Genomic DNA, 14,774 nt, shown 5'->3' with positions numbered 1-14,774 from the left:
CCGGCCGGGGTGTGCTCATCCCAGGACGTCCTCGGCGATGCCCAGCACCAGCGGCACGACGCCCAGGCACAGGAACGCCGGCAGGAAGCACAGCCCCAGCGGGGCCAGCACCCACACCCCGGCCCGCTGCACCGCCGCGGCCGTCGCCGACCGCTGGGCCACCCGGAGGTCGGCGGCCAGGGCCTGCAGCGCCGGCACCACCGACGACCCGGACTCCCCCGCCCGGACGACGACCCGGGCCAAGGCCGCCGCGTCGGCCGGCACGTCCCGCCACGCCGTCCTGGCCGGGGCGCCCAGCTGCAGCCGCGCCGCGACCCCGGCCAGCACCCGGCCCAGCGGACCACCGGCGGCGGCCCCCACCGCACCCAGGGCACCGGGCACCGGCGTGCCCGCCGCCAGGCAGACCGCCAGCAGGTCGCAGACCAGGGGCAGGTCGTCGCGGACCCGGGCGCCGTCGTCCGCACCGGTCGCCGCTCCCCGGCGGGCCCAGCGCGCCACGCCCACCGCGACCCCGACGGCCGCCAGCAGGGAGCCCGGCCCCACGCCGGCCACCCCGAGCACGACCGCCCCGGCCAGCGCCGCCAGCGCCCGGCGCCGCACCGGCCCCGCCGGCGCACCGGGGGCCGCCGCGACCACGCGGTCGGCCCGGGTGAGGCGGGCCGCCGGACCCGGCGCCCGCGGCCAGACCAGCAGCGCCGTCACGAGCAGCAGGAGGGCGCTCACGCCCGGGCCGCCCGCGCGGCCAGCCGGCCCGACCAGGCGATCCCGGCGGCCTCCAGGCCGACCCCCACCACGAGCAGGACCGTGCCGACCGGGGTCGTGGTGAGCACCCGCCAGGGATCGGCGCCGATGCCCGACCCCATCAGCAGGCCGAGCACCGGCAGCCCAGCCAGGACGGCGGCCGAGGCCCGCGGCCCCGACAGCGCCGCACCCAGCTCGGCGCGGGTGCGCAGCCCGGCGCGCAGGTCGTCCTCGGCCGCGGTGACGACGGCGGCCAGCGAGCAGCCCGTGCGCGCGCTGACCCGGGCCGCGGTGACCACCCGGCCCAGGGCGTCCCGGGCCTCCTCGGGCAGGTCGGCCGCCACCGACCCCGGCCCCAGCGCCGGGCCGAGCGCCGCGGCGGCTCCCGGGTGCGGGCAGCGCCCGACCGCGGTGCCGGTGGCGTCGGGCAGCGACCGGCCGGCCCGCAGCTCGGCGGCCAGCACGCCGAGCGCCTCGGCCAGCGCCTGCACCTGCTCCCGGGCGTCCCGGGCGCGGACCCGCCCGCGCCAGGCCCGCACGCCGGCGCCCGCACCGGCCGCAGCCAGCGCGGCCACCACCGGCGTGCTCAGCAGCGCCCCCGCCGCCCCGGCGACGACCACCGCGGCCGCGGCCAGCGGCACGTCCGGCCGGGCTCTCCCGGGATCCGGTCGCAACCGGGACAGCACCGCCCGGCGGGGCCAGCACAGGGCGGCGGCGGCCAGGCAGAGCAGCGCGCCGCTCACGGCACGCCGAGCAGCTCGGCCAGCTCGGCCGCGGCCGGTGCGACGCCGCCGTCGGCCCGCCAGCCCGGGACCACCCGCACCAGGTCGCCGTCCCGGGCGACCAGGCCGATCTCGTGCACCCGCCGACCGGTGGGCTCCCGGCGCAGGTGCACCACCACCGACAGCGCCGCGGCGGCCTGGCTGTGCACCGCGGCCCGGTCCAGACCGGCCGCGGTGCCCAGCGCCTCGAGCCGGGCCGGCACGTCGGTGGCCCGGTTGACGTGCAGCGTGCCGCAGCCGCCGTCGTGACCGGTGTTGAGCGCGGCCAGCAGGTCCACCACCTCGGCGCCGCGCACCTCGCCCACGACCAGCCGGTCCGGCCGCATCCGCAGCGCCTGCCGGACCAGGTCGCGCAGCCCGACGGCGCCGACGCCCTCCACGTTGGCCGGCCGGGTCAGCAGCCGGACCACGTGCGGGTGAGCCGGGTCGAGCTCGGCGGCGTCCTCGCACAGCAGCAGCCGCTCGGCCGGGTCGGCGGCCCCCAGCAACGCCGAGAGCAGCGTCGTCTTGCCGGTGCCGGTGCCGCCGGTGACCAGGAAGGCCACCCGGCGGCGCACCACGGCGGCCAGCAGCTCGGCCGACCGGCCGGGCAGGGAACCGGCCGCGGCCAGGTCGGGCAGCGCCAGCCGGGCCCGGCGCAGGACGCGCAGGGACAGGCAGGTGCCGCTGCCGGACACCGGGGGCAGCACCGCGTGCAGCCGGGTGCCGTCGGGCAGGCCGACGTCCACCCACGGCGCAGCGTCGTCCAGCCGCCGTCCGGCCGACCCGGCCAGCCGGACGGCGAGCCGGCGCACCGCCTCGTCGTCGGCGAACCGCACCGCCGTCCGCTCCAGGCCCGACCCCCGGTCCACCCAGACCTGGTCCGGCCCGACCACCAGCACGTCGGTGGTCCCCGGGGTGCGCAGCAACGGCTCCAGCACCCCGGCACCGGCGAACTCGTCGACCGCCGCCCGGACCGCGCTGAGCACGTCGCCGTCGCCGAGCAGACCGGCGCTCTCCTGCCGGACCAGGGCGGCGACCGTGGCCTGGTCGGGCCGCGCGGTCCCGGTGGCCAGCCGGGCCCGCACCCGGTCGACCAGCGGCTCAGGCACGGGCCACCGAGCCGGCACCCACCCGCGGGAGCAGCCGCCGGACCACCTGGCCCAGCGGCGTGCGTGCCCCGACCTGGGGCGGCTCGCCCCGCTCGGCGCGGGCCGGGGCGGAGCGGTCGTGCACCAGCTCGGCCACCACCGGCCGGCCCAGGGCGGTCGCCACCTCGGCGGCGCCCACCCCACCCGGTGTGGTGCGGGCGACCAGCGCGGCCCGGCCCCACACCGGGTCGCGCAGCAGCGTGCCGGCCGCGGCGAGCGCCCGCACCCGGCCCGGGACCACGAGCACCGCGAGGTCGGCGTCGGCGAGCACCTGCTCGGCCACCGCCGGGTCGGGCCGGTGCGGCAGGTCCACGACCACCGGGTGCCCGTCCGCCCGGGCCGCCTCGACCACCGCGGCCAGCGCGCCGGGCGGCACCGGCCCGGCCACCTCGCGGGACGGCGCCAGGACGTGCACGCCGTGGGTCCGCGGCAGCGAGGCCACCACGGCCGCGCCGTCGACCCGCCCGCGCAGGCCGGCCAGGTCCGGCCAGCGCAGGCCCTCGGCCCACTCGGCCCCCAGCAGCAGGTCCAGCCCGCCGCCGGCCGGGTCGGTGTCGACCAGCACGGTGGCCCGCTCGCCGGGCAGGCCCAGCGCCAGCGCGGTGGCCAGCGTGCTCGCCCCGGCGCCGCCGCACGCCCCGGAGACCACGACCAGCGCCCCGGGGTCGACCGGGTCCCGGACCGCCCGGGCCGCCCGCTCGACCAGCCAGCCCTCGTCCCGGGGCAGCACGACGACCCGCTCGGCGCCGACCGCCAGGGCCGCCTCGAAGCCCTCGCCGGTCAGCTCCTCCCGGCTGGCCACCACCACGCCGGGCCGGCGGGGCAGCGCCCGGACCGCGGCGGCCCCCAGGACGTCGGCGCCCAGCACCACCAGCGGGGCCGACCGGTGGGCCCGGCGCAGCGCAGCACCGCCGTGCGTGAGCTCCGGGGTGGTGCCGGCGGCGGCGAGCAGGTGCAGCAGCTCGTCGACCAGGCCGTCGTCGGCGCTGATGACCAGCGGATGGGGTTCGGTGCGTTCGTCCACCCCGGCAGTGAGCCCCCCGGACGGCGTCCGCGGGCGGCCCGGACGGGATCTGTGGACAACCCCTGCGGGTGTGGACGACGGCGCGCCGGACGTCGGCGGCGTCTGCTAGCCCTAGCCTCGTGCCCCATGAGCCCCGACGGACCCCGCAGCGCGGTGTTCTTCGACCTGGACAAGACCGTGATCGCCAAGTCGAGCACGCTGGCCTTCGGCCGGCCGTTCTTCCAGGGCGGGCTGATCAACCGCCGCGCGGTGCTCAAGGGCGCCTACGCGCAGTTCATGTTCTCCCTCGCCGGGGCGGACGCGGTGCAGATGGAGCGGATGCGCGCGCAGATCACCGCGATGTGCACCGGCTGGGACGTCGACGTGGTGCACGACATCGTCCGGGAGACCCTGCACACGATCGTCGACCCGCTGGTCTACGCCGAGGCCGTCGACCTGGTCGAGGCGCACAAGGCGGCCGGCCGGGAGGTCGTGATCGTCTCCAGCAGCGGGGCGGAGATGGTCGAGCCGATCGGCGAGATGCTCGGCGTCGACCGGGTGGTGGCCACCCGGATGGTCGTGGTGGACGGCCGCTACACCGGCGAGATCGAGTTCTACGCCTACGGGGAGGGCAAGGCGTCGGCGATGCGCGAGGTGGCCGCCGAGCGCGGCTACGACCTGGCCGACTGCCACGCCTACTCCGACTCGATCACCGACCTGCCGATGCTGACCGCGGTCGGCCACCCCACCGCGGTCAACCCGGACCGGGGACTGCGCCGGGCGGCGGCCGAGCGCGGCTGGCCGGTGCTGGAGTTCCGCCGTCCGGTCGCCCTGAGCTCGCGGACGACGCAGCGCGGCCAGGTGGTCACCGGGGCGGCCGTGGGCGTCGGCGCCGCCGTCGTCGGGCTGGCCTGGTTCGTGCGCCGGCGGGCCCTGCGCGCCTGATGGCCGGGGAGCTCCGGCAGCGCGACCTGCTCGCCCCGCTGTGGCGGGTCGTGGTCGCGTTCCGGCTGGTCGCGTGGGTGCTGGCCGTCGCCGGCTGGTTCCGGGAGCGCGACGACTACCCCGGGACGGCGGCCCCGGTCGCCGTGCTGGTCGCGATGGCGGTGTGGACCGCGGTGGTCACCGTCGCCTACAGCCGCGCCGCGGGCCGCCGCACCCGGGTGACCCTGCTCGACCTCGGGGTCACCGTGCTGGTTCTGGCCGCCACCGTGGCCACCCAGCCCGCCGGGGCGTTCGGCGAGGGCGCCCCCATCGTCACCTCGATCTGGGTGGCCGGGCCCGCGCTGGCCATGGCGCTGGCCCGCGGCCGGGACGGCGGCGTGGCCGGTGCCGTCGTCGTCTGGGCGGCGGTCACCTTCCTGCGCGGCTACGTCGGCGACCGCGAGGTCTTCAACCTGACGCTGCTGGTGCTCACCGCCGGGCTGCTGGGCTACGCGGCCACGATCACCCGGCGGGCCGAGCTCGCGCTGCGGGAGGCCGCCGCGGCGCAGGCCGCCGCGCAGGAGCGCGAACGGCTGGGCCGGGCGGTGCACGACGGCGTCCTGCAGGTGCTGGCCGCCGTCCGCCGCCGGGGCGTGGACCCGGAGCTGACCCGGCTGGCCGCCGAGCAGGAGGTCGCGCTGCGCGGGCTGCTGACCACCGGGCCCGAGGTCGCCGTCGGCACCGCCGACCTGGGCACCGCGCTGCGGCTGCTGGCCACCCCCGACGTCGACGTGGCCGGTCCCGCCGAGCCGGTCGAGCTGCCCGCGCACACCGCCGCCGAGCTGACCGCCGCGGTGCGGGAGGCCCTGGCCAACACCGCCGAGCACGCCGCCGGGGCGCACGCCTGGGTCTCGCTGGAGCCGGCCGACGACGAGGTGGTCGTGGTGGTCCGGGACGACGGCCCGGGCATCCCCGACGGACGGCTGCCCGCCGCCGCCGGCGAGGGGCACCACGGGGTCCGCTCCTCGATCTGCGGCAGGCTGGCCGACCTGGGCGGGTCCGCCGTCCTGCACACCGCGCCCGGCCAGGGCACCGAGTGGGAGCTCACGATCCCGAGGGGGACGCCGCGATGACGACCGTGATGGTGGTCGACGACCACCCGATGTGGCGCGAGGCCGTGGAGCGCGACCTCGCCGCCCGCGGCTTCGAGGTGGTCGCCACGGCCGGGGACGCCGGGTCCGCCGTCCGCCGCGCCCTGGCCGTCCGGCCCGACGTGGTGGTCATGGACCTGCAGCTGGGCACCGGGTCCGGGGTCGACGCCACCCGGGACGTCGTCGCCGCCCTGCCGGGCACCCGGGTGCTGGTGCTCTCGGCCAGCGCCGAGCAGGCGGACGTGCTGGAGGCGGTCAAGGCCGGCGCCTCGGGCTACCTGGTGAAGTCCGCCGGCGCCGACGAGCTGGCCGACGCGGTCACCCGGACGGCGGCCGGGGACGCGGTCTTCTCCGCCGGGCTGGCCGGGCTGCTGCTGGGTGAGTACCGGCGGCTGCAGGCCGGTCCCGACCCGGGCGCCCCGCAGCTGACCGAGCGGGAGACCGAGGTGCTCAAGCTGGTCAGCCGCGGGTTGTCGGCCAAGGCCATCGCCGAGCGGCTGGTGCTCTCGCACCGCACGGTGGAGAACCACGTGCAGAACACCCTGCGCAAGCTGCAGCTGCACAACCGGGTGGAGCTGACCCGGTACGCCATCGAGCACGGCCTCACCGACCCCGACTCTGCATGACCATGCGGCGGCATGCATAATCTCTAGTCGTGTCCAAGGTACTGACGTCCCTCCCCGTCGGCGAACGCGTCGGCATCGCCTTCTCCGGAGGTCTCGACACCTCCGTGGCGGTCGCCTGGATGCGCGACAAGGGCGCGGTGCCCTGCACGTACACCGCCGACATCGGCCAGTACGACGAGACCGACATCGGCTCGATCCCGGGCCGCGCGGCGCAGTACGGCGCCGAGCTGTCCCGGCTGGTGGACTGCCGGGCCGCCCTGGTCGAGGAGGGCCTCGCCGCCCTGACCTGCGGCGCGTTCCACATCCGCTCCGGCGGCCGGGCCTACTTCAACACCACGCCGCTGGGCCGCGCGGTCACCGGCACCCTGCTGGTGCGGGCCATGCTCGAGGACGGCGTCGGCATCTGGGGCGACGGCTCGACGTTCAAGGGCAACGACATCGAGCGGTTCTACCGGTACGGCCTGCTGGCCAACCCGAGCCTGCGGATCTACAAGCCGTGGCTGGACGCCGACTTCGTCACCGAGCTCGGCGGGCGCAAGGAGATGAGCGAGTGGCTGGTCGCCCACGACCTGCCCTACCGCGACTCCACCGAGAAGGCCTACTCGACCGACGCCAACATCTGGGGCGCCACCCACGAGGCCAAGTCCCTCGAGCACCTCGACGTCCCGCTGGAGGCCGTGCAGCCGATCATGGGCGTGCGGTTCTGGGACCCCGAGGTCGAGATCGCCACCGAGGACGTCACCATCGGCTTCGAGCAGGGCCGCCCGGTGAGCATCGACGGCGCCGGGTTCGACTCCGACGTCGACCTGGTGCTCGCCGCCAACGCGATCGGCGGCCGGCACGGCCTGGGGATGAGCGACCAGATCGAGAACCGGATCATCGAGGCCAAGAGCCGCGGGGTCTACGAGGCCCCGGGCATGGCGCTGCTGCACATCGCCTACGAGCGGCTGGTCAACGCCATCCACAACGAGGACACCCTGGAGACCTACCACCGCGAGGGCCGGCGGCTGGGTCGGCTGATGTACGAGGGCCGCTGGCTGGACCCGCAGGGCCTGATGCTGCGCGAGTCGCTGCAGCGCTGGGTCGGCGCGGCGGTCACCGGGTCGGTCACGCTGCGGCTCCGGCGCGGCGAGGACTGGACGATCCTCGACACCCAGGGACCCTCGTTCAGCTACCACCCCGACAAGCTGTCGATGGAGCGGACGACGGACTCCGCGTTCGGCCCGGTCGACCGGATCGGCCAGCTGACCATGCGCAACCTGGACATCGCCGACTCCCGGTCCAAGCTCGAGCAGTACGCCGCGATCGGCATGCTCGGCTCGCACGCGGACCTGGTCGGCGACCTGGAGGCCGGCGGCGCGAACGCCATCGCCTCCCGCGGCGAGGCCTCCGAGGAGGAGCAGATGCTCGACCGCGCCGCCATGGAGGTCGGCACCGACTGATGGCGTGGTGGCAGGTCCTGCTGGGCGTCGTCGCCGGGCTGGTGCTGCTCTACGCCGTCCTGCTCGGCCTGCTGTGGGGCTACGCCCGGCGGCACCCGGAGACGGTCACCGCCCGGGAGGCGCTGCGGCTGCTGCCCGACGTCGTCCGGCTGGTGAAGCGGTTGGCCGGCGACGGGTCGCTGCCCCGCGGGGTGCGGGTCGGCCTGGTCCTGCTGCTGGTCTACCTGGCGTCGCCGGTGGACCTGGTGCCCGACGTGCTGCCGGTCATCGGGTACGCCGACGACGCCGTGGTGGTGGCCCTGGTGCTGCGCGCGGTGGTGCGGCGGGCCGGGCCGGAGGCGCTGACCCGGCACTGGCCCGGCACCCCCGCCGGCCTGGACCTGGTGCGCCGGCTGGCCGGGCTCAGCGCCGCAGGGCCTGCCTGACCTTGTCCACCAGCGGGCCGGCCTCGCTGCGGGCCCGGCCCAGCAACGGCCCGGCCTCCTCCTTCGCCCGGTCCAGCAGCGTGCCGACCGTGGCCTTGGGGTCGAAGGCCCGGGCCGCGGTGGTCAGCGCGGCCTGCTCGTCGGCGGCCAGCTCGAGGTCGGCGGCGGCCACGTTGAACTCCAGCTGCTCGACGCTGGAGGCGCCCGGGATCGCGATGACCCGGGGCAGCGAGAGGAGCCAGGCCAGCGCGACCTGGGCCGGCTCGACGCGGTGCGCGGCGGCCACCTCCCGCAGCAGCTCCAGGAGCGGCTCCACCCGGCGCAGGTTCTCGGTGCCGAAGAGCTTGTTCATCGCCCGGACGCCGCCGGGGCGGTTGTCCACGCCGTACTTGCCGCCGAGCAGGCCCTGGGCGAGCGGGCTGTAGGCGATCACCACCCGGTCCTCCGCCTCGGCGAAGGGCACCAGGTCCTCCAGCGGGCCGGCGGCGGCGAGGGAGAAGTCCACCTGGTTGCTGACCACGGGCCGGCCCAGCGCGGCGTCGGCGGCCCGCCAGCGCTCCAGGCTGTAGTTCGAGACGCCGACGGCGCCGATCCGGCCCTCGTCGAGCAGCGCGCCCATGCCCTTCATCGTCACGGTGTCGGGGACCACCGGGTTGGGCTGGTGCACCTGGTACAGCGGGATCCGCCGCACGCCGAGCCGCTGCGCGCTCCCCTGCCATGCCTTGCGGACCAGCTTCGGGAACGGCGCGACCGGGAGCACCTTCGAGGCCAGGACGACGTCGTCCCGGTCGGCACCCAGCGCCGCGCCGAGGATCCGCTCGCTCTTGCCCGGCCCGTAGACCTCGGCGGTGTCGAAGAGGGTGACGCCCAGCTCGAGGGCCCGCCGGACGATCGCGGTCGCGCCCGCGTCGGCGTAGTCGTCGCCGTAGCCCCACTCCCGGGAGCCGAACTGCCAGGTGCCCAACCCGATCCGGGAGACCGGACCGAGACCGTCGACGTCGAGGAAGCGCATGCCCCCAGTGTGGGCGGAGCGGCCGTCGAGTGCGGAGTGAGACCGCCCATCGCCGGGGATGACCGGCCTGGCTCCGCACTCGACGGCGCCTGTGGACAAGATCCACATCGGTGTCCGCCGTGCTGGAGCCTGCGAGCGTGTCCCGGCCGCCGCGCCCTGCGCCCGCCCTCGGCTCCCGGCCGTTCCGGGGGTCCGCCGCGGTGGCGGCGGGCACGCTCACCCGGCACCAGCTGGCCGGCCCGGGGTGGGTGCGGGTGTTCCCGGACGTCTACATCGCGGCCGGGGTGCCGCTCACCCACGAGCTCCGGGTGCGGGCCGCCCTGGTTCTGTTCCCCGACGCCGTGGTCTGCGGGCGCAGCGCTGCCCGACTGTGGGGCGTGGACGTCGACGGGCCCACCGGCGACCCCGACCGGGCCGATGTCGAGGTCGCGCGTCCACGGCGGGCACCCGACGCCGACGGCATCCGCCGCCCGGCTGGTCAGCAGCGCATCGCGGGCCTCGTCGTCCGCCGGCGCGCGGTGTTCGCCCAGGACGTCGGACGGCGGGACGGGGTGCGACTGACGCTCCCCACGGTCACCGCCCTCGACCTCGCTGCCGAGCTCCGCCACGACGACGCCGTGGTGGTCCTGGACCAGTTCTGCCAGCTCGGGCCCCGCGAGCACCGGACCGTCACCCTGGCCGACCTCGAGGACCGTGCCGGCACCCGCACGGGGCGTGGCTGCCGGCGGATCCGGGCCGCCCTGGCCGACGCCGACGGCCTGGCCGAGTCACCGCAGGAGACCCGGACGCGGTTGGTCCTCCACCGGTCCGCACTGCCCAGACCGATGGCTCAGCACCGGGTGCGCGACGCTCGCGGACGCGAGGTGGCCCGGGTGGACTTCGCCTGGCCGGCGCTGAGAGTGGCCCTGGAGTACGACGGCGAGGTCCACCTGACCCGGCTGGGCCCGGACCGGCAACGGATGAACCGCCTGCAAGCCGCAGGTTGGCGGGTGCTCTACGTGACGGCGGCCGACCTCCACCACCCCGAGCGCATCGTGGCGCTGGTGGCGGCAGCCCTTGCATCGTCGAGTGCGGACTGAGACCGCTCATCCACGCCGATGACCGGTCTGGCTCCGCACTCGGCGAGGCCTGGGGGCTACCCGCGGAGGAGGGACTCGCAGATGGCCAGGCCCTCGACGGCGCCCAGCTCGGTGGCCCGGCAGCAGTGCGCCAGCCAGCCGGCGACGCCCTCGGCGGTGCCGCTGCGGTAGCCGGCCAGGGCCTCGGCGTACGCATCAGCCCCCAGCTCGGCGAAGCCCACCTCGGGCACGGAGACGGCCTTGGGGTCCAGGCCGCGGGCGATGCCGGTCAGCCGGCCGGCGGCCCGGGCCACCACCCCGCTGCCCACGGCGAAGGGCTCGACCGCGGCCAGTTCGCCGTGCACGACCGCGGCGATCAGCACGGCCGGGGCGGTCGTCGCCCCGGTGATCAGCCCGAACACCCCGCCCAGCCGGCCGCTGGACTGCGGCGCGGGCCGGCCCAGCTCGGCGCTGGGCACCAGGTCGGCGGCGGCGAGCACGTGCATGCGGGCCAGCACCTGGCCCGGCGCGCGGTCCCAGGTGTCGACCATCGAGCCCAGCGCGACCGAGACCCGCAGCGCGCCCTGCAGGGTCGGCTCGCTGACGTCGCCGGTGCGCACCTGGGCCAGCGGGACGTCGACGCCCTCCAGCGACGCCGAGGCGCGGGCGCCGCGCAGCGCGGACTCCGAGCTCACGCCGGCGGACTCCCGGCGCAGCACCTTGTGGCCGAGCAGCCGGTCGACCGCGGTGCGGGCCGCGTCGGCCGCGTCGCGTACGCCGGGCAGGTCCAGCAGCGGGGCCAGCGGGTCCGGACCGGCCGGCCGGGTCGGCCGCGGGGCCGCGCGGCGGGCACCCAGGCCTGCCGCGCCGGGGCCGTCCGTCGGGGGCCGCAGGGGGATCGTCACGCCTCGACGGTAACCGCGCACCTAGGCTCCCCCTCGATGACCACGCTCCTGCTCGTCCGGCACGGACAGAGCACCTGGAACGCCGCCGGCCTCATGCAGGGCCAGACGGCGCACGTGCCGTTGACCGAGCTCGGCCACGAGCAGGCCCGCGGCGCGGCCACCGAGCTCAAGGGCCTGCGCCCCGGCGCGATGGTGGCCAGCGACCTGCACCGGGCCGTGCAGACCGCCGAGCACTGCATGGCCGCCACCGGACGCCGCTTCACCACCACCCCGGCGCTGCGCGAGCAGGGGTACGGCGTCCTGGAGGGCCGGCCCTCCCGCGAGCTGTGGGACCTCGTGGACTGGACCGACGTGCACTGGTCCGCCGACGGCGGGGAGTCCCTGGCGCAGCTGCACGCCCGGGTGGCGACCTACCTGGACGGCCTGCGGGCGGCCCCGCCGGCCGAGGTGGTCGCGCTGGTCACCCACGGCGACACCATCCGCGCCGCCCAGGCCGTGCTCGCCGGCGACGGCCCCGAGGCGATGCCCGCGGTCACCCCGCACAACGGCTCGATCACCCGGCTCGAGCTGTGAGCCGCGCCCTCGTCCTCGGCGGCTCGCGGTCGGGCAAGTCCGCGCACGCCGAGTCGCTGCTCGAGGGCCGGGACGACGTCACCTACCTGGCCACCACCGACCCCCGACCCGGGGACGCCGACTGGGCCGCCCGGATCGCCGCGCACCGCGCCCGCCGGCCGGCCGCGTGGACGACGAAGGAGACCACCAACCCCGGCGAGCTGGTGCTCCCGGGCACCTACCTGGTCGACTCGATCACCACCTGGGTCACCGCGATGATGGACGCCAGCGGGGTCTGGGACGGCGGCCAGCGGGCCGCCGACCGCCTGTCCCGGCGGGTCGACGAGCTGCTCGAGGCCTGGGTGATGACCCCGGCGCACGTCGTGGCCGTCAGCGACGAGGTCGGGCTGGGCGTCATCCCCGAGACGTCGTCGGGCCGGCTGTTCCGGGACACCCTCGGCACGGTGAACCAGCGGCTGGCCGCCACCGCCGACGAGGTGTTCTTCGTCGTCGCAGGACTCCCCCAGCGCCTGCGGTGAGCGGGGTGTGGGCCGCCTTCGGGTGGCTGACGGTCTTCCGCGTGCCCGGGTCGGCGAGCGCGCGCGGCGTGCTGCCGTGGGCGCCGCTGGTCGGCCTGGTCCTCGGCGCCCTGGCCGCGCTGGTCGGCTGGCTGGCCGCCCGTTCCGCCTCCCCCCTGGTCGGCGCGGTGCTGGCGGTCGCGCTGCTGGCCTGGCTGACCCGCGGGCTGCACCTGGACGGGCTGGCCGACACCGCCGACGGCCTGGGTCCGCTGCGCGGGCGGGAGCGGGCGCTGGAGGTGATGCGGTCGGGCGACGTCGGCCCGTTCGGGGTCGCCACCCTGGTGCTGGCCCTCCTGCTGCAGGTCGCCTGCCTGGCCCAGCTGCTCTCCCTGGACGGCGGATGGCTCGCGCCGGTGACGGCGGTGGTCGCCGCCCGGCTGGCGATGTCCCGCTGCGGCCTGCCCGGGGTGCCCACCGCGGCCGGCTCCTCGCTGGGCGCCGCGGTCGCCGGCACCGTCTCCCGCGCCTGGCTGGCCGCCTGCGCGGTGGTCGTCGTCCTGCTGGTGCTGGGCACCGCGCTGTGGCTGGGCGACCTCGGGCAGGGCGGCCGGCTGGTGGCCGCCGCCGCGCTCGGCCTGGCCGCCGGCGAGCTGCTGCACCGCCGGGCCCGGGCCCGGCTGGGCGGGGTCAACGGCGACGTCATGGGCGCCGCCGGCGAGGTCACCGCCACGGCCACCCTCCTGGCCGCGGCGGTGCTCCTGGGCTGACCGGCTCAGGACAGCGCCGAGGTGTCCAGCACGAAGCGGTGCCGGACGTCGCCGACGGCCAGCCGGTCGAGTGCCTCCTGCACCCGGGCGGCAGGCAGCACCTCGACGTCGGCGGTCACCCCGTGCTCGGCGCAGAACGCCAGCATCTCCCGGGTCGACGGCAGGCCGGCGCTGCCCGAGGAGGTCAGCTTCTTCCGGCCGACCAGCAGGTCCATGATCTGCACGGTGACCGGGCCGAGGTCGCCCAGCGAGCACAGCACGCCGTCGACGGCGACCGTGCGCAGCAGCGGACCCAGGTCGTGCGGCACCGCCACGGTGTCCACCACCAGGTCGAAGGTGTCGGCCACCGCGGCCATCGCCGCCTCGTCCGTGCTGACCACCAGCGCGGTCGCGCCCAGCGCACGGGCGTCGTCGGCCTTGTCCGCGCTCCGGCTGAGCACGGTCACCTCGGCGCCCAGCGCGGCGGCGAACTTGACCGCCAGGTGACCCAGCCCGCCCAGCCCGACGACGGCGACCCGGCTGCCGGGGCCGACCCCGGCGGACCGCAGGGGCTCCCACACGGTGGCGCCGGCGCACAGCAGCGGGGCCGCCGCCGCGGGGTCCAGCCCGGCGGGCAGCGGGTGCACGAAGGACTCCCGGATGACGACCTCGCCGGCCCACAGCCCCAGCGTCGGGGTGCCGTCGACCCGGTCGACGCCCCCGTAGGTGAGGGTGGGGAACTCCGTGCACCAGTTCTGCTGGCCGGCGAGGCACGACGGGCACTCCCCGCACGAGTCCACGATGTTGCCCACGGCGACGACGTCCCCGACGGCGTGCTCGGTGACCGCCGCGCCCACGGCGAGGACGGTGCCGGTGGCCTCGTGCCCGGGCACCAGCAGCGGGCCGCCGGCCTCCCGGCCGCGGAGCGCGTGCAGGTCGGTGTGGCAGACCCCGCACCAGTCCACCCGGACGGCCACGTCGTCCGGGCGGAGCTCGCGGCGGGTGATCGGCCGGGGGGCGACGACGGTGTCGGTGCCGTCGACGGCGAGGGCGGTGGTGGGGCGCACGGGGTCCTCCTCAGGGCCAGACAGACCGTTCGGTCTGTTCTCTCCCGAGACCGTACACGGAACAGACCAACCGGTCTGTCTATCCTGGGGCGGTGACCGTCGACCTGGAGCTGACAGCCCGCGGCGAGGCCACCCGGCAGCGCATCGTGGCCGCGGCGACCGCCGAGTTCGCCGAGCACGGCATCGCCGGCGCCCGGGTCGAGCGGATCGTGGCGCAGGCCCGCACCAACAAGGCCCAGCTCTACGGCTACTTCGGCGGCAAGGACCAGCTCTTCGACGCCATCTTCGCGGCCTCGCTGGACCGGATCACCGACGTGGTGCCGATCGACGGCGACGACCTGGCCGGCTGGGCCGTCCGGCTCTACGACGAGTACCTCGCGCGACCGGACCTCATCCGGCTGGCCACCTGGCACCGCCTGGAGCGCAAGCCGGGCGGCCACCTGACCGAGCACACCGGCCGGCTCGAGCCCGCCAAGCTCGGCGCGATCGCCACCGCCCAGGCGGCCGGGCGGGTGGTGCCCGGCGACCCGCACGACCTGATGGCGCTGGTCATCGGGATGTCGATGGCCTGGTCACCGGTCAGCAACGTCTACGCCGCGACCGTCGACGAGGACCAGGCCGTGCACGACCGGCGGCGGGAACTGCTGCGGCGCACGGTCGCCGCCGCCGTCACACCGGCCTGAGCGGGG

The 14,774-nt window shown here is 77.1% G+C and carries 17 protein-coding genes; 10 read left to right on the top strand and 7 right to left on the bottom strand.

What is annotated here, in order from left to right:
- Positions 1-15: 15 nt before the first annotated feature.
- From UXQ13_RS00620 to ssd, 4 genes are read right to left on the bottom strand one after another with little or no spacing between them, the layout of a single operon-like run.
- Entirely contained in the window at positions 16-723 is a 708-nt protein-coding gene (locus tag UXQ13_RS00620; RefSeq protein WP_225234394.1) for a type II secretion system F family protein, read from the bottom strand.
- Positions 720-1,484 carry a type II secretion system F family protein gene (locus UXQ13_RS00615; RefSeq protein ID WP_225234393.1) on the bottom strand — a complete coding sequence of 255 codons (765 nt, stop codon included), beginning with the start codon at positions 1,482-1,484 and terminating at the stop codon, positions 720-722. Before UXQ13_RS00615 ends, UXQ13_RS00620 begins: the two co-directional genes overlap by 4 nt.
- Complete coding sequence (locus tag UXQ13_RS00610) at positions 1,481-2,614, bottom strand: TadA family conjugal transfer-associated ATPase (RefSeq protein ID WP_225234392.1); 1,134 nt, start codon at positions 2,612-2,614, stop codon at positions 1,481-1,483. The genes UXQ13_RS00615 and UXQ13_RS00610 overlap by 4 nt, the downstream gene beginning before the upstream one ends.
- Positions 2,607-3,677, bottom strand: coding sequence for a septum site-determining protein Ssd (gene ssd / locus UXQ13_RS00605; RefSeq protein ID WP_225234391.1), 1,071 nt, complete (start codon positions 3,675-3,677; stop codon positions 2,607-2,609). Before ssd ends, UXQ13_RS00610 begins: the two co-directional genes overlap by 8 nt.
- Positions 3,678-3,803: 126 nt before the next feature.
- Here ssd and UXQ13_RS00600 point away from each other — a divergent pair, with 126 nt between their 5' ends.
- From UXQ13_RS00600 to UXQ13_RS00580, 5 genes are read left to right on the top strand one after another with little or no spacing between them, the layout of a single operon-like run.
- Complete coding sequence (locus tag UXQ13_RS00600; RefSeq protein ID WP_225234390.1) at positions 3,804-4,601, top strand: HAD family hydrolase; 798 nt, start codon at positions 3,804-3,806, stop codon at positions 4,599-4,601.
- Complete coding sequence (gene macS / locus UXQ13_RS00595; RefSeq protein WP_225234389.1) at positions 4,601-5,713, top strand: MacS family sensor histidine kinase; 1,113 nt, start codon at positions 4,601-4,603, stop codon at positions 5,711-5,713. Before UXQ13_RS00600 ends, macS begins: the two co-directional genes overlap by 1 nt.
- Positions 5,710-6,357, top strand: coding sequence for a response regulator (locus UXQ13_RS00590; RefSeq protein ID WP_225234388.1), 648 nt, complete (start codon positions 5,710-5,712; stop codon positions 6,355-6,357). Before macS ends, UXQ13_RS00590 begins: the two co-directional genes overlap by 4 nt.
- Before the next feature lie 29 nt (positions 6,358-6,386).
- On the top strand, positions 6,387-7,799 hold the full coding sequence (argG, locus tag UXQ13_RS00585; protein ID WP_225234387.1) for an argininosuccinate synthase: 1,413 nt from the start codon (positions 6,387-6,389) through the stop codon (positions 7,797-7,799).
- Positions 7,799-8,224 carry a YkvA family protein gene (locus UXQ13_RS00580; RefSeq protein WP_336391615.1) on the top strand — a complete coding sequence of 142 codons (426 nt, stop codon included), beginning with the start codon at positions 7,799-7,801 and terminating at the stop codon, positions 8,222-8,224. Before argG ends, UXQ13_RS00580 begins: the two co-directional genes overlap by 1 nt.
- Here UXQ13_RS00580 and UXQ13_RS00575 read toward each other — a convergent pair.
- The gene (locus UXQ13_RS00575; RefSeq protein ID WP_225234385.1) at positions 8,202-9,236 is read right to left on the bottom strand and encodes an aldo/keto reductase; all 1,035 of its coding nucleotides are present in this window, start codon (positions 9,234-9,236) and stop codon (positions 8,202-8,204) included. The genes UXQ13_RS00580 and UXQ13_RS00575 overlap by 23 nt on opposite strands.
- A gap of 137 nt (positions 9,237-9,373) precedes the next feature.
- On the opposite strand from UXQ13_RS00575, the gene UXQ13_RS00570 reads away from it, so the two are divergent.
- Positions 9,374-10,315 carry a DUF559 domain-containing protein gene (locus UXQ13_RS00570; protein ID WP_225234384.1) on the top strand — a complete coding sequence of 314 codons (942 nt, stop codon included), beginning with the start codon at positions 9,374-9,376 and terminating at the stop codon, positions 10,313-10,315.
- Between the two features lie 56 nt (positions 10,316-10,371).
- Here UXQ13_RS00570 and UXQ13_RS00565 read toward each other — a convergent pair whose 3' ends face one another.
- Positions 10,372-11,199, bottom strand: a complete 828-nt coding sequence (locus tag UXQ13_RS00565) for a Fic family protein (RefSeq protein WP_225234383.1) — start codon at positions 11,197-11,199, stop codon at positions 10,372-10,374.
- 36 nt (positions 11,200-11,235) lie between these two features.
- Between UXQ13_RS00565 and UXQ13_RS00560 the strand changes: the two genes are divergently transcribed.
- Genes UXQ13_RS00560 through UXQ13_RS00550 form a run of 3 tightly spaced genes read left to right on the top strand, consistent with a single transcriptional unit; the run spans position 11,236 to position 13,039 of the window.
- Positions 11,236-11,772, top strand: coding sequence for a histidine phosphatase family protein (locus tag UXQ13_RS00560; RefSeq protein ID WP_225234382.1), 537 nt, complete (start codon positions 11,236-11,238; stop codon positions 11,770-11,772).
- The gene (locus UXQ13_RS00555; protein ID WP_225234381.1) at positions 11,769-12,290 is read left to right on the top strand and encodes a bifunctional adenosylcobinamide kinase/adenosylcobinamide-phosphate guanylyltransferase; all 522 of its coding nucleotides are present in this window, start codon (positions 11,769-11,771) and stop codon (positions 12,288-12,290) included. The genes UXQ13_RS00560 and UXQ13_RS00555 overlap by 4 nt, the downstream gene beginning before the upstream one ends.
- Positions 12,287-13,039, top strand: coding sequence for an adenosylcobinamide-GDP ribazoletransferase (locus UXQ13_RS00550; RefSeq protein WP_225234380.1), 753 nt, complete (start codon positions 12,287-12,289; stop codon positions 13,037-13,039). The genes UXQ13_RS00555 and UXQ13_RS00550 overlap by 4 nt, the downstream gene beginning before the upstream one ends.
- A 5-nt stretch (positions 13,040-13,044) precedes the next feature.
- Here the strand turns inward: UXQ13_RS00550 and UXQ13_RS00545 are convergent, their stop codons facing one another.
- A complete protein-coding gene (locus UXQ13_RS00545; RefSeq protein ID WP_336391614.1) occupies positions 13,045-14,085 on the bottom strand; it encodes an NAD(P)-dependent alcohol dehydrogenase in 1,041 nt (346 codons plus the stop codon).
- A gap of 92 nt (positions 14,086-14,177) precedes the next feature.
- Between UXQ13_RS00545 and UXQ13_RS00540 the strand changes: the two genes are divergently transcribed.
- Positions 14,178-14,768 carry a TetR/AcrR family transcriptional regulator gene (locus UXQ13_RS00540; RefSeq protein ID WP_225236154.1) on the top strand — a complete coding sequence of 197 codons (591 nt, stop codon included), beginning with the start codon at positions 14,178-14,180 and terminating at the stop codon, positions 14,766-14,768.
- Positions 14,769-14,774: the final 6 nt, after the last annotated feature.

Origin of the sequence: Klenkia terrae (genome assembly GCF_037083865.1) — a bacterium.
Taxonomy (GTDB): Bacteria; Actinomycetota; Actinomycetes; order Mycobacteriales; family Geodermatophilaceae; genus Klenkia; species Klenkia terrae.
The sequence above is the reverse complement of the archived record's forward strand: the minus strand, read 5'-3'. Positions and strand labels throughout refer to the sequence as shown.